Below are 12,815 nucleotides of genomic sequence, written 5' to 3'. Positions count from 1 at the left end.
TAGAATGAGAACAATTCTTGTTTGCCGATGAACATGATGCTTTCCGACCTGCCGCGACGCACTTTGGCCACCGTGGAAGCCGTCGAGGATCGGGGTCCGAACGACCCCATCGCGCGGCGCCTGCGCGAACTGGGTTTCGTCGATGGCGAGCAGGTGCAGGTGATGGCGATCGGCCCGATCGGCGCCGAGCCGTTGCTGGTGCAAATCGGCTACACGCGTTTCGCGCTACGCCGCGAGGAAGCGGCCCGCGTCCGCGTGCGCAGCAACGGCGCGGATCAAGGCGCGGGGCAGGCATGAACGCCGCCGCCATTCCGATGCGCCTGGCCCTGGTCGGCAATCCGAACAGCGGCAAGACCGCCCTGTTCAACCAGCTGACCGGCAGCCGGCAAAAGGTCGCGAACTACGCCGGCGTCACCGTCGAACGCAAGGAAGGCCGGCTGGTCGCGCCCTCGGGCCGGCATTACGCCGTGCTGGATCTGCCCGGCGCCTACAGCCTGCATCCGGCGAGCCTGGACGAGGCGATCGCGCGCGACGTCTGCCGCGGCTTCTATCCCGGCGAACCGGCGCCCGATGCGCTGGTGTGCGTGGTCGATGCCACCAACTTGCGCCTGCACCTGCGTTTCGTGCTGGAGCTGCGCGAGATCGGCAAGCCGATGATCGTGGCGTTGAACATGGCCGACGCGGCGCGCCGGCGGGGCATCGTCATCGACGTCGATGCCTTGCAGCGCGAACTCGGCGTGCCCGTGATCGAAACGGTCGCCGTGCGCAGCGGCGGCGCGAACGCGCTGGTGGCCGCGCTCGATCGCATGGATGCGGCCGCGCCGCCGCCGCAGAAACGCCTGGCCGCGCACGATCGCGACGGCGCCGTCGAAACCGACGCGCTGCACGCCGAAACGCGCCGCCTGCTGTCGCTGGCGGTGACCATGCCGCGGCGCACCGCGCGCATCGACGATGCGCTCGACCGCTGGCTGCTGCATCCGGTGTTCGGATTGCTGGCGCTGGCGGCGGTGATGTTCCTGATCTTCCAGGCGGTGTACGCCTGGGCCACGCCGATGATGGACGGCATCGATGCCGGCACCGCCTGGCTCGGCGAGTGGGTCGGCGCCACGCTGCCGGAAGGGCCGCTCAACAGCCTGCTGGTGAACGGCATCATCGCCGGCGTCGGCGGCGTGATCGTGTTCCTGCCGCAGATCCTGATCCTGTTCGCCTTCATCCTCGCGCTGGAGGAATCGGGCTATTTGCCGCGCGCGGCGTTCCTGCTCGACAGGATGATGGCCGCCGCGGGCTTGTCCGGTCGTTCGTTCATCCCGCTGCTGTCGAGTTTCGCCTGCGCCATTCCCGGCATCATGGCCACCCGGTCGATCCAGGATCCGCGCGACCGCCTGGCCACGATCATGGTCGCGCCGCTGATGACGTGCTCGGCGCGCCTGCCGGTGTATGCGCTGCTGATCGGCGCTTTCATTCCGCAGCAGCAGGTGTGGGGCGTGTTCAACCTGCAGGGGCTGGTGCTGTTCGCGCTGTACATGGCCGGGATCCTCAGCGCGCTGGCGGTGTCGTGGGTGATGAAGAAATGGCGCCGCGACAAGAGCGAGCATGCGTTGCTGCTGGAGCTGCCTTCGTACCGCCTGCCGCATCCGCGCGACCTGCTGATCGGGCTGTACGAGCGCGCGATGATCTTCCTAAAGCGCGTGGGCGGCATCATCCTGGCGCTGACGGTGCTGCTGTGGTTCCTGCTGTCGTTCCCCGCGGCGCCTCCCGATGCGGTCGGTCCGGCGATCGACTACAGCTTCGCCGGGCGCATCGGCCATGCGATGACGGCGATCTTCGCGCCGGTCGGATTCAACTGGCAGATCTGCATCGCGCTGATTCCGGGCATGGCGGCGCGCGAAGTGGCGGTGTCGTCGCTGGCTACGGTGTACGCGTTGTCGGCCGCGGACGACGACGCGGCCGCGCAGGCCTTGTCGCCGTTGATCTCCGACGGTTGGTCGCTGGCCACGGCATTGTCGCTGCTGGTGTGGTTCATCTATGCGCCGCAATGCCTGTCGACGCTGGCGACGATCCGGCGCGAGACGAATTCTTGGAAGCAGGTCGCGATCAGCGCGGGTTACCTGTTCGCGCTGGCTTATCTGGCGTCGCTGATCACCTATCAGGTCGCCGTGGCGCTGGGGGCGGGATGAGCGCGTCGCTGCTGCTGCAGTACGCGGTGATCGGGCTGGCGGTGGCGGTCAGCGCGGCCTTCGTCGCCAAGAAGCAGTTTCCGAATGCGACGCGCAGGTTGCGCATGGCCTGCGCGCTGCCGCTGGTGCGCGAGGGCAGGCCGGATTGGGTGCGCGCGATGGGTCGCTGGATAGCGCCGCCGGCTTCGCTCATAGGCGCGGGCGCTTGCGGTGGATGCGACAGCTGCGGCAGCGCGTCACGTGGACCTTGATCCGCGGAGTTTTTGTGGGAGCGGCTTCAGCCGCGAGCTCTTAATTTCGTGCCAGCGGGAAGAAAGAGCTCGCGGCTGAAGCCGCTCCCACAAATTCGCGCCTCGAGGTTCAAGAGCAGCGGAGCAAGCCCCCCGCTCTACAAAGCCGATCAGTGCCGGCGCGCCTTGGCGCCGGTTGGCGCGAACATCTCCACCGCCAACGAAAACGTACGTTGCTCGTTGGGATGCAAAGCGCCCACGCCGACGACGTGGCGCGACACTTCCTCGCCGCGTTCGTTGGTCACCACCACCACCACGGAATATTCCGAAGAGCCGCCGTCGGCCGGCTGCCGGATGATGCCTTCGACCTTCAGCGGCGAAGGCAGCGGCTGCGCCAGCGGCGACGCAGCCGAATCGATGCGCAGATAGTGCTTGCACGCCGGGCATACCGCGGCGCTTTCCAGGATCCTGGTCTTGCAGTGCGGGCAGGTTCGCGTGGAACCTGCCGTGCCCGGGCGCGGCGTGCTCATGCGCCGGCGCCGTTCTCCGACTTCTTACCGCCCTTGTCGTCCTTCCAACCGAAGTCGGCCTGGCCGCGCATGCGCGAACCGGCGGCGACGGTGAGCGAGCCGGCCTTCAGATCGCCGACCAGCACGCCGCTGGCCTGCAATTCGACGACGGCTGCGGATTCGATATTGCCTTCGAGTTCGCCGGCGATCGTCACCTTGTTGGCGCGCACGCCGCCGGTGAGCTTGGCGCCGTTCTCGATGGTCAGGTCGCCCTGCACATTGACGTCGCCCTTGAACTTGCCGGCGATGCGTACGTGGCCGGTGCCTTCGATCTTGCCTTCGATGGTGAGATCGGAAGCGATCAGCGATTCCTTGCCGGCGGGCTGCGCGGCCGGCGCCGGCGCTGCGCTGAAACTCGGTGCCGGGGTCGGCGCCGGTGCGAAATCGTTGCTCGCATTCTCGCGCGGCGGCAGCGGCGCGGGCGGCGGATCCAGCGGGAAGCTGGCAGTGTCTTTCTTCGCGGGGGTCTGTTCTTTCCAGATCGCCATGGGGCGGTTCCTCTTATCGATTGCAGGGCAGGGGACGACGGCGTCGTACCCGGAGACTAACACGTCAATTCTGCGTGATGGTTGCGATAAGTCTCACAAAACCCATGACTTGCGCGATGTTTCGATCCGGCTTGTTAAAAAGCCATCACGCGATCTGAGCGGGGCTGAATGCCGTTAAATTTCCATTAGCGTGGCCTATGCGCGGGCCTACATCCTGAATACGCCGAATTTGGCCGGTTCGATCGGCGCATTCATCGAAGCGGAGATCGCCAGGCCGAGTACGCGCCGCGTATCGGCCGGGTCGATCACGCCGTCGTCCCATAACCGCGCCGTGGCGTAGTACGGATTGCCCTGCGATTCGTACTGCTCGCGGATCGGTGCCTTGAACGCGGCTTCTTCTTCGGCGCTCCAGGTCTTGCCCGCGCTCTCGATGCCGTCGCGCTTGACGGTGGCGAGCACGCCTGCGGCCTGCTCGCCGCCCATCACGCTGATCCGCGCGTTCGGCCACATCCACAGGAAGCGCCCGCCGTAAGCGCGGCCGCACATCGCGTAGTTGCCGGCGCCGAAGCTGCCGCCGATCACTACGGTGAATTTCGGCACGGACGAACAGGCTACGGCGGTGACCATCTTCGCCCCGTCTTTGGCGATGCCGGCGTTCTCGTATTTCCTGCCGACCATGAAGCCGGTGATGTTCTGCAGGAACACCAGCGGGATGCCGCGCTGGTTGCACAGTTCGATGAAGTGCGCGCCCTTCAGCGCGCTTTCCGAGAACAGGATGCCGTTGTTGGCGACGATGCCCACCGGATAGCCGTGCAGGTGCGCGAAGCCGCATACCAGGGTCTTGCCGTAGCGCGCCTTGAATTCCTGGAACTCGCTGCCGTCGACGATGCGCGCGATCAGCTCGCGGATGTCGAACGGACGGCGCGTGTCCCTGGGCACGATGCCGTACAGTTCCTCGGTCGCGAACGCCGGCTCGAGCGCCGGCCGCGTTTCGACCGGCATTTTCTTGCCGCGGTTGAGCGTTCCGACGATGTCGCGCGCGATCTGCAACGCATGCATGTCGTTCTCGGCGAAATGGTCGGCCACGCCGGACACGCTGGTGTGCACGTCGGCGCCGCCCAGCGATTCGGCATCGACCACTTCGCCGGTGGCGGCTTTCACCAGCGGCGGGCCGCCGAGGAAGATCGTGCCTTGTTCCTTGACGATGATCGACTCGTCGCACATGGCCGGCACGTAGGCGCCGCCGGCGGTGCAACTGCCCATCACCACCGCGATCTGCGGGATGTTCTCGGCGCTGAGCCGCGCCTGGTTGTAGAAGATGCGGCCGAAGTGCTCCTTGTCCGGAAACACTTCGTCCTGCAGCGGCAGGAAAGCGCCGCCGGAATCGACCAGATAGACGCAGGGCAGCCGGTTCTCGCGCGCGATTTCCTGCGCTCGAAGATGCTTCTTCACCGTCATCGGAAAATAGGTGCCGCCCTTGACCGTGGCGTCGTTGGCGACGACCACGACTTCCTGGCCGAGCACGCGGCCGATGCCGGTGACGATGCCCGCAGCGGGCGCGGCGCCGTCGTACATGCCTTCGGCGGCCAGCGCGCTCAGTTCCAGGAACGGCGAGCCCGGATCGAGCAGGGCGGTGATGCGGTCGCGCGCGAGCAGCTTGCCGCGCTCGGTGTGCTTGTTGCGCGCCTTCTCGCCGCCGCCCGCGGCCGCGGCCGAAAGCCGCGCGTCGAGTTCGTCGACCAGGGCGCGGTGGTAGGCGGCGTTGTCGCGGAATTCCTGCGAACGCGGGTCGAGTTGGGACGCGAGTACGGGCATGTCCGATGTCCGGCAATACGCAGCGAAGTCGCCATTGTGCCGGATTTGCGGGTGCGGCTTTAGCCGCGAGCTTTTCAGCCGATTGCGTAAAGAGCTCGCGGCTAAAGCCGCTCCCACAAAAGCGAAAAGCCCCGGGTGCGGGGCTTTTCGGTGAGGCGATCGGACGGCTTACTTCTTTTCTTCGGCTTTGACTTCGTCAGCGGCCTGCTGCGCCTTGTCGGCCACGTCCTTCGCGGCGTCGGCGGTGGCCTGCGCGGCGTCGGCGGTGGCTTCGTTGGCGGCGGCGGCAGCCTTGTCGGCGGCGGCGTCTACGGCCTGGGTAGCTTCGGCAGCGGCTTCGCCGGTGGCGGCAGCGGCAGCGTCGGCGCCTTCGGCCACGGCCGTACCTGCTGCGCTGGCGGCATCGGACGCTTCGGTGGCGGCCTGGTCGGCGGCAGCGGCGGCTTCGGACGTTTGCTGTTCGGCGGTGGCGGTTTCGTTCTTGCAGGCCGAGAGGGCCAGGACGCCAGCGGCGAGCAGTACGTAGAGCTTGGTGTTCATGGGCTTCTCCGGTCGATTGCGGAAAGGGTGGTGTCGCAACAACGGTCGCAGCCTAACGCAGGCTTCGTAAAAGAAAAAGCCGCCGGCAGGGCCGGCGGCTTTTCTGACAAACAAGACAAGAAGCGATTACTTCTTCTCTTCTTCCTTGGCAGCGTCGGCGCCGGTCTCGGCGGCGTCCTTGGCAGCGTCGGCAGCCTGGCCAGCGGCGTCGGCGGCGTTGGCAGCGGTATCGGCAGCAGCGTCGGCAGCACCGGTGGTCGCGGTGGTGGCGGCGGCGTCGGCCGAGGTCGCAGCGGCGTCGGCGGCGGTGGCAGCGGCGTCGGCCGACTGCTGGGCGGCGTCGGCGGCCATCGTGTCGCCAGCGGCGGCAGCGGTGTCGGCAGCCTGCTGGGCTTCGGTCGCGGCGTTGGCAGCGTCAGCGGCCGACTCTTCAGCCTGCTTCTGGTTGCTGCACGCGGCCAGGGCCAGACCCATCGCCAGGGCGAGCAGAGCCTTGTTCATGGACATAATCGAATTTCCTCGTCGTTTAGTTTAGGCAACGCGCAGATGCGCGCCAATAACATGATGACAAGCCCACCGGACGTGTCAAGCGGTTGACCGGCTTTTTTTGTGTTATCCGTTTTTAACCTTTCACAGAATCTCCACGGCCACGGCCGTGGCTTCGCCGCCGCCGATGCACAGCGAGGCCACGCCACGCTTGCCTCCGCGCGCTTTCAGCGCATGGATCAGGGTCACGACCAGACGGGCGCCGCTGGCGCCGATCGGGTGTCCCAGGGCCACTGCGCCGCCGTTTACGTTCAGTTTCTGGTGTGGGATGCCCAGGTCTTTCATGGGCGCCATCGCCACGCAGGCGAAGGCTTCGTTGATTTCGAACAGGTCGACGTCGCCGACCTGCCAGCCCGCCTTCTGCAGCACGTTTGAAATCGCTTTCACCGGCGCGGTGGTGAACCATTCCGGCGCTTGCGCGTGGCCGGCGTGGGCCACGATCCGCGCGAGCGGTTTCAGGCCGCGCTTGCCGGCTTCGTCCGCGGACATCAGCACGGTGGCGGCCGCGCCGTCGGATATTTTCGATGACGAAGCCGCGGTCAGGCGGCCTTCCTTGCCGAAGGCGGCGCGCAGGCCGGGGATCTTGGCGGTGTCGATCTTGCCCGGTTCCTCGTCGCTGTCGACGACCGTTTCGCCCTTCCTGCCCTTGACCGTCACCGGCACGATCTCGCCTGCGAAAGCGCCGTTGCCGATCGCCGCCTGCGCGCGCTTGGCGCTTTCCGCCGAATAGGCGTCGAGGTCTTCGCGGCTGAAGTCGTACTTCTCGCAGGCCATGTCGCCGAATACGCCCATCGCCTTGCCGTCGTAAGGATTGGTCAGGCCGTCCCAGGCCATATGGTCCAGGAATTCGGCGCTGCCGTAGCGGATGCCGGTGCGCGAATTGTTGAGCAGGTGCGGCGCATTGGTCATCGACTCCATGCCGCCGGCGACGATCACCGACGCGCTGCCGGCCTTGATCAGGTCGTGGCCCAGCATGATCGCTTTCATGCCCGAACCGCAGACCTTATTGATGGTGGTGCAGCCTGTCGCGTCGGGGATGCCCGCCGCGCGCGAGGCCTGGCGCGCGGGCGCCTGGCCCAGGCCTGCCGGCAGCACGCAACCCATGATCACTTCGTCGATCTGATCGGCGGCGAGGCCGGCGTGTTCGAGCGCACCGGTGATCGCGGCCGCGCCCAGGACGGGCGTGGCGACGCCGGTGAACTGGCCTAGGAAAGAACCGATGGCGGTGCGCTTGGCGCCGACGATGACGACTTCGGACATGGACAACTCCGGGAATGAACGGCATGTAGCCAGTAGCGCCATTATCGCGCTTTATCGGTCCGGATGCTGCGCCGCGTCATAACGCTGCCGGAAAGGGGTTCAAGTCACGAAAGCGGCCCCGCGGAATTGCCGGGCGCGCATTTCTGCACTAAAACACCGACAACCGCTGCTCGAATGTGGCGAGCGGCTGCCGAGCGCAATCTCAGACTCGAATCGCCAGGGAACGATGATGAATGAACTGATCCGGCGGCGCTGCCGCAAATCCTCGCTGACTTTCGCAGTGGCTATGGCATTGGCTTTGAGCCAGGCGGGTTGCGGTGGAGGCGGCGGCGACGGCAACGTGCGGCCCACGCCGCCGCCACCGCCGCCCACGACGCGGCCCGAACCGGCGATCGACGCGCACCTCGCGTTGACCAATACCGAGCCCGCGCACGTGGCCGGGTTCACCGGCGACGGCGTAGTGATCGGCGTCGTCGATAGCGGCGTCAATCGCAACCATCCCGCGCTGGCGGGACGGGTCGTCCAGAACCTGGTCTATGTCGATCCGGCCAGCAACGACCTGAGCGTCGACGACGTGGCCGAGCACGGCACCGCGGTCTCGCAGATCATCGCCGGCAAAGCGGTAGGCGCGTGGCCCGGCGGCATGGCACCCGGTGCGCAGATCGTGTCGGCGCGCATCATCAACGACAACCCGCCGCCGGACGACGGCTCGGGCATGGGCAACGAAGTGCCGCCGGGCGACGACACGCCGAATTTCCTCGGCATGGTCAATGCCGACCTGATCGATGCGGGCGTGCGCGTCACCAATAATTCCTGGGGCGGCCTGTATTGGAACAGCAGCGTGGTCACCGATGCCTTCGTGCAGGCCTACACCCCGTTCGTGATCGACCATGGCGGCCTGGTCGTATTCGCCACCGGCAACGAGGGCAACCCGCAACCCAGCGATACCGCTTCGCTGCCCAGCCAGGGGGGCGCCGGCGCCGCTGCCCTCGAAAAGGGCTGGCTCGCGGTGGGCTGGCTCAATAACGCCAATCCGACCCAGCTGGATCCGAGTTCCAACGCCTGCGGCGTGGCGATGAATTACTGCCTGGTAGCGCCGGGCGGCGTCATCGTCACCGGCGCCAACGATACGGTCGGCAACCCCACCTACTGGCAATGGTTCGGCACGTCGCTGGCGGCGCCGCAGGTCACCGGCGCTGCGGCACTGGTGTGGGAAGCGTTTCCGTATTTCGACAACGACCTGGTCAGGCAGACGCTGCTGGGCGGTGCGAAAGATCTCGGCGCGGCAGGGCCCGATGCGGTGTTCGGCTACGGTCTGCTCGATGTGGGCAAGTCGATCCAAGGGCCTTCCAAGTTCGACTGGGGCGATGTCGAGGTCGCGTTCGACGGCATCACCTCGACTTGGGGCAACGCGATCCACGGCGACGGCGGCTTGACCAAACGCGGCACCGGCACGCTGGTGCTGGCCGGCGACAACACTTATTCGGGCACGACCGACGTGCTCGGCGGCACCGTGAGGGTGTCGGGCACCGTTTCGGAATCGACCTTCCACGTCGGTCCGCAGGGCAACCTGGCCGGCTCGGGCTTCATCCTGGGCAATGTCAACAACGACGGCACCGTCACCGTGCAAGGCGTGGCCGACATGAACGTCGGCGGCGATTACCGCCAGTCCCCCACCGGCCGATTGGCGGTCGATCTGGGCAATGCGTTGCAAGTGGGCGGCCAAGCCTTCCTGGCCGGCGACTTGCACGTGCTCGGCATCAAGGACGGTTACGTGACCCAAGACCGCGAAACCGTCCTCGCCACCGCGGGCGGCGTCACCGGCACCTTCGCCAACCTGACCGTCGCCCCCGGCGTTTTCTTGAATGCGACGCCGGGCTACGACGCGACCACCGCTTGGCTGGACATCACCAGCGTCAGCGTCACGGCGGTGCAAGGCTTGAACTACACCGCGGCATCGACAGCGTCGGCGGCGCGCGTGGAAAACGCGATGAAGGCGATCGACAGGCAGATCGCGAACGGCGGAGCCGGCGCGATCGACGGCGGATTCATCGCCGCGGCCGCGGATTTCCAGCGCGCGCCGACGATGCGGGCGGCCGAAGCCTCGTTGCAGAGTCTTTCCGGCGAATTGCACGCCACCGCCGATGCGATGACGTACGAAGGCATGGAGGCGAGCCGGCATGCGTTGTCGTCGCGCTTCGATGCGCTCGGCGAACGGCCGCGGTCGATAGGCATGTGGCAGCACAACCTCGACCAGGGCGGCGGCATGTCGCGCGCCGGCTTCAGCGGTTTCGATTACGACCTCAGCGGCCGGATGACCGGCATCGACATGCGCCTGGGCGAATATGGCGTGCTTGGCCTGGCGGGCAGCCAGACGCAAGGCACCGGCTGGTTGAATCAGCGCGACGACCGCAGCCGCAGCCGCCAGAACGAGGGCCAGGTCTACGCAGGATTGATCGGCGAGCATGCGTACTTGCATGGCGGCCTCGGCTTCGGCCGCTTCGACCGCAAGATCGACCGCAGCATCCTGCTGGGCAGGCGCGACGCGCGTGCGAGCACCGCGTATTCCGGTGACTACGACGTGACGCATTTCGAAGCCGGCTGGCGCATGCGGATGGGTGGCACGCGCATCACGCCTTACCTGGGCAGCCAGTTCGCGCGCATCCGCAACGAAGGCTTCAGCGAATCCGGCGCGGACGGTTTCGGGCTGAAAACCCGCGGCAACGAAAGCGAACGCTGGCAGGCTATTTCCGGCCTGCGTGCGGACAAGCGGTGGCGGTGGGCCGGTGGCTGGCTCAGCCTGGAGGCGCGCGCCGAATGGCAGGAGACCCTGTCGGCGGACGGTGGCGCGTTCGATGCCAGTTTCGTGGGCGTGGACCAGTGGCAAACGCTCGCCGGCATCGGCTTGGCCGATCGCAGCCGGCTGTTCGGCGTAGGCATGGACTGGGGCTTCTCCGATCGCGCCAATCTGCGCTTGGACTTCAGCCGCCGCTATGCGCCGAACCTGGAGGACAACCAGGCTTCGCTGCAGTACGCGATCGGGTTCTGACGCCGTACCGTTTCAGCGCCAGGGCGGAATGAGCACGGCCGGATTCCCCGCCGCCATTCTTGGCCGAACGGGATGATTCAACCTTGCGGTTGACAATCGCCGCGGCCGGGCATAATATCAACCATATGGTTGAACATAATTCCTCCCGGCTGGACCAGGTTTTCCGAGCGCTGTCCGACCCCACGCGCCGCGCGATGCTGCGCCGCCTTTCCGCGCGCGAACGCAGCGTCGGAGAGTTGGCCGAACCGCTGGACATGTCGCTGGCCGCCGCATCCAAGCACATCCAGGTGCTGGAGCGGGCAGGGCTGGTGGAACGCGAAATCCAGGGCCGCATCCATGTGTGCCGGCTTTCGGCCGAACCGCTCGCGCATGTCCAGGACTGGCTGAGGTTCTACGAACGCTTCTGGAACCAGCGGCTCGATGCGCTGGAAGGCCTGCTCCGCGCAGAAGACGCCGCTACGGCGAAGAAACCGCGCAGGCGCAAGCAAAAACGCTGATCGCTTCAAGGAGTCCGCTATGAATGACCACGGCATCGTCACCGCTCCCGGAACGTTGCGCATCGAACGGCTCATGCCCGGTCCGATCGAACGCCTATGGGCCTATCTCACCGAACCGGAAAAGCGCCGCGCCTGGTTGGCGGGAGGCGACATGCAACTGCGCCCCGGAGGCGAAGTCGAACTGGTGTTCCGCAATTCGGAACTGACCGACGGCGACGACCGGCCGCCTCCCAAATACGAGAAGTACGCCGGAGAAAGCCGCATGCGCGGGCGCATCGTCGCCTGCGAGCCGCCGCGCCTGCTCAGCTATACCTGGGGCGAGGGCGGCGACAACGTCTCCGAGGTCAGCTTCGAACTCACGCCGCGTGCCGACAAGGTGCTGCTGGTGGTCACGCACCGCAACCTGGCCACGCGCGACGACATGCTCAGCGTCGCCGGTGGTTGGCATGCGCACCTCGGCATCCTGGACGACCGCCTCAACGGTCGCGAGCCGGCAGGCTTCTGGCGCACGCACGCGCGCCTGGAAGCGGAGTACGAGCGTCGAATAGCGCCAGCCTGAGCGTCGCCGCGCTTTTTGTAGAGTCGAGCTTGCTCGACTGCTTTCCCCGTAACACGCGTCGCGGCCGCGAAAGGATCAAGAACAGTCGAGCAAGAAGCCGCGCATGGCGATCGCACGGCGACTACTGCGCCGTCCAGCCGCCGTCGACCGGAATCGCCGCGCCGGTCATGTTGTGCGCCTCGCGCCGGCACAGCCAAGTCGCCAACGCGGCGATGTCGTCGGGCAAGGACATGCGCAGGCTGGGCTGCTTTTCGCTCAGCAGCGCGCGCACCCCGTCGTCGCGGCTGCCACCGTTGCGGCGGGCCTCGATCTGCGGCTCGATCAGCGGCGTCTCGACCCAGCCCGGGCAGATGCAGTTCACCGTGACCCCGCCGCTGTCGCGGCTACCGCTGCTGGCGTATTCGAGCGCCGCCACCTTGCTCATGCCGACCAGGCCGAACTTGCTCGCCACATACGGCGCTTTCTGCACCGAGGCCACCAGCCCGTGCACCGAGGCGACGTTCACCACGCGACCGAAACCGCGTGCGGCCATGCCCGGCAGCAAGGCCTGCATCGTGTGGAAAGCCGCACTCAGATTGATCGCGAGGATCGCGTCCCAGCGTTCGGCCGGCATGTCGGCGACCGCAGCGGTGTGCTGGATGCCGGCGTTGTTGACCAAAACGTCGATCGGCGACCAGGCCTGCGCGTCGCGCATCATCGCCGCGATGCGTGCCGGATCGCGCAGGTCGGCGTCGAAATGGCGGACGTCGGCCGCGCCGGCGTCGCGCACGGCGCCGACCGCAGCGTCGATCTGGGCGGCGTCGCCCAGCCCGTTGATGGCGACGCGCGCGCCGCAGGCGGCGAGGGCGCGGGCGATGGCGAGCCCGATGCCGGAGGTGCTGCCGGTCACCAAGGCGGCGCGTCCTTCGAGGAAACGGTCGTTCATGGGGAATTTCTGCGCTGATGTCTGCAAGAGCGAACCGTAGCAGGATTGCGCGCCGGAAGCGTGGTACCGAAGTACGATGAAGGCCGGCACCGGCCTTGCCAGCGTCGCCGCATGGCGCATCTGGAAAGCGGGCTGCGTTGCCGGCCAATCAGTAGGGGGC

General features: G+C 66.9%; 13 protein-coding genes. 6 read left to right on the top strand and 7 right to left on the bottom strand.

What is annotated here, in order from left to right; genetic code table 11:
• Positions 1-33 precede the first annotated feature (33 nt).
• The 3 genes from M2650_RS04325 to M2650_RS04315 are packed head-to-tail and all read left to right on the top strand — an operon-like array spanning position 34 to position 2,428.
• The gene (locus M2650_RS04325) at positions 34-297 is read left to right on the top strand and encodes a FeoA family protein (RefSeq protein ID WP_249474200.1); all 264 of its coding nucleotides are present in this window, start codon (positions 34-36) and stop codon (positions 295-297) included.
• Complete coding sequence (gene feoB, locus M2650_RS04320) at positions 294-2,177, top strand: ferrous iron transporter B (RefSeq protein ID WP_249471666.1); 1,884 nt, start codon at positions 294-296, stop codon at positions 2,175-2,177. Before M2650_RS04325 ends, feoB begins: the two co-directional genes overlap by 4 nt.
• Entirely contained in the window at positions 2,174-2,428 is a 255-nt protein-coding gene (locus M2650_RS04315; RefSeq protein WP_249471663.1) for a DUF6587 family protein, read from the top strand. The genes feoB and M2650_RS04315 overlap by 4 nt, the downstream gene beginning before the upstream one ends.
• 149 nt (positions 2,429-2,577) lie before the next feature.
• Here M2650_RS04315 and M2650_RS04310 read toward each other — a convergent pair whose 3' ends face one another.
• The 6 genes from M2650_RS04310 to M2650_RS04285 form a co-directional block, all read right to left on the bottom strand.
• A complete protein-coding gene (locus M2650_RS04310) occupies positions 2,578-2,937 on the bottom strand; it encodes a hypothetical protein (protein ID WP_249471659.1) in 360 nt (119 codons plus the stop codon).
• Positions 2,934-3,464, bottom strand: coding sequence for a bactofilin family protein (locus M2650_RS04305; RefSeq protein ID WP_249471657.1), 531 nt, complete (start codon positions 3,462-3,464; stop codon positions 2,934-2,936). Before M2650_RS04305 ends, M2650_RS04310 begins: the two co-directional genes overlap by 4 nt.
• A 207-nt stretch (positions 3,465-3,671) precedes the next feature.
• The gene (locus M2650_RS04300; protein WP_249471656.1) at positions 3,672-5,279 is read right to left on the bottom strand and encodes a carboxyl transferase domain-containing protein; all 1,608 of its coding nucleotides are present in this window, start codon (positions 5,277-5,279) and stop codon (positions 3,672-3,674) included.
• Positions 5,280-5,447: 168 nt separating this feature from the next.
• Positions 5,448-5,819 carry a hypothetical protein gene (locus M2650_RS04295; RefSeq protein ID WP_249471654.1) on the bottom strand — a complete coding sequence of 124 codons (372 nt, stop codon included), beginning with the start codon at positions 5,817-5,819 and terminating at the stop codon, positions 5,448-5,450.
• 126 nt (positions 5,820-5,945) lie between these two features.
• Positions 5,946-6,326: a hypothetical protein gene (locus tag M2650_RS04290; RefSeq protein WP_249471653.1), complete on the bottom strand. Its 381-nt coding sequence runs from the start codon at positions 6,324-6,326 to the stop codon at positions 5,946-5,948.
• A gap of 123 nt (positions 6,327-6,449) precedes the next feature.
• Positions 6,450-7,625 carry a thiolase family protein gene (locus tag M2650_RS04285; RefSeq protein WP_249471652.1) on the bottom strand — a complete coding sequence of 392 codons (1,176 nt, stop codon included), beginning with the start codon at positions 7,623-7,625 and terminating at the stop codon, positions 6,450-6,452.
• A gap of 229 nt (positions 7,626-7,854) precedes the next feature.
• Between M2650_RS04285 and M2650_RS04280 the strand changes: the two genes are divergently transcribed.
• From M2650_RS04280 to M2650_RS04270, 3 genes are read left to right on the top strand one after another with little or no spacing between them, the layout of a single operon-like run.
• Positions 7,855-10,674 carry an autotransporter serine protease gene (locus M2650_RS04280; RefSeq protein WP_249471651.1) on the top strand — a complete coding sequence of 940 codons (2,820 nt, stop codon included), beginning with the start codon at positions 7,855-7,857 and terminating at the stop codon, positions 10,672-10,674.
• A gap of 59 nt (positions 10,675-10,733) precedes the next feature.
• Complete coding sequence (locus tag M2650_RS04275) at positions 10,734-11,171, top strand: ArsR/SmtB family transcription factor (RefSeq protein WP_249471649.1); 438 nt, start codon at positions 10,734-10,736, stop codon at positions 11,169-11,171.
• 19 nt (positions 11,172-11,190) lie between these two features.
• Positions 11,191-11,730 carry an SRPBCC family protein gene (locus tag M2650_RS04270; RefSeq protein WP_249471647.1) on the top strand — a complete coding sequence of 180 codons (540 nt, stop codon included), beginning with the start codon at positions 11,191-11,193 and terminating at the stop codon, positions 11,728-11,730.
• 121 nt (positions 11,731-11,851) lie between these two features.
• Here M2650_RS04270 and M2650_RS04265 read toward each other — a convergent pair whose 3' ends face one another.
• Complete coding sequence (locus tag M2650_RS04265; protein WP_249471644.1) at positions 11,852-12,655, bottom strand: 3-hydroxybutyrate dehydrogenase; 804 nt, start codon at positions 12,653-12,655, stop codon at positions 11,852-11,854.
• Positions 12,656-12,815 lie beyond the last annotated feature (160 nt).

This window comes from Luteimonas galliterrae (assembly GCF_023374055.1).
GTDB classification, from domain to species: domain Bacteria; phylum Pseudomonadota; class Gammaproteobacteria; order Xanthomonadales; family Xanthomonadaceae; genus Luteimonas_C; species Luteimonas_C galliterrae.
Note: the sequence above shows the minus strand (reverse complement) of the source record. Positions and strands in the feature narration are given on the sequence as shown.

What these genes read in the sequence shown, in the direction of transcription:
- M2650_RS04305 (WP_249471657.1), bottom strand. Translation starts at nt 3,464, where the DNA reads ATGGCGATCTGGAAAGAACAGACCCCCGCGAAGAAAGACACTGCCAGC.
- M2650_RS04300 (WP_249471656.1), bottom strand. Translation starts at nt 5,279, where the DNA reads ATGCCCGTACTCGCGTCCCAACTCGACCCGCGTTCGCAGGAATTCCGC.
- M2650_RS04295 (WP_249471654.1), bottom strand. Translation starts at nt 5,819, where the DNA reads ATGAACACCAAGCTCTACGTACTGCTCGCCGCTGGCGTCCTGGCCCTC.
- M2650_RS04315 (WP_249471663.1), top strand. Translation starts at nt 2,174, where the DNA reads ATGAGCGCGTCGCTGCTGCTGCAGTACGCGGTGATCGGGCTGGCGGTG.
- M2650_RS04290 (WP_249471653.1), bottom strand. Translation starts at nt 6,326, where the DNA reads ATGTCCATGAACAAGGCTCTGCTCGCCCTGGCGATGGGTCTGGCCCTG.
- M2650_RS04325 (WP_249474200.1), top strand. Translation starts at nt 34, where the DNA reads ATGATGCTTTCCGACCTGCCGCGACGCACTTTGGCCACCGTGGAAGCC.
- M2650_RS04285 (WP_249471652.1), bottom strand. Translation starts at nt 7,625, where the DNA reads ATGTCCGAAGTCGTCATCGTCGGCGCCAAGCGCACCGCCATCGGTTCT.
- M2650_RS04310 (WP_249471659.1), bottom strand. Translation starts at nt 2,937, where the DNA reads ATGAGCACGCCGCGCCCGGGCACGGCAGGTTCCACGCGAACCTGCCCG.
- M2650_RS04270 (WP_249471647.1), top strand. Translation starts at nt 11,191, where the DNA reads ATGAATGACCACGGCATCGTCACCGCTCCCGGAACGTTGCGCATCGAA.
- feoB (WP_249471666.1), top strand. Translation starts at nt 294, where the DNA reads ATGAACGCCGCCGCCATTCCGATGCGCCTGGCCCTGGTCGGCAATCCG.
- M2650_RS04280 (WP_249471651.1), top strand. Translation starts at nt 7,855, where the DNA reads ATGAATGAACTGATCCGGCGGCGCTGCCGCAAATCCTCGCTGACTTTC.
- M2650_RS04265 (WP_249471644.1), bottom strand. Translation starts at nt 12,655, where the DNA reads ATGAACGACCGTTTCCTCGAAGGACGCGCCGCCTTGGTGACCGGCAGC.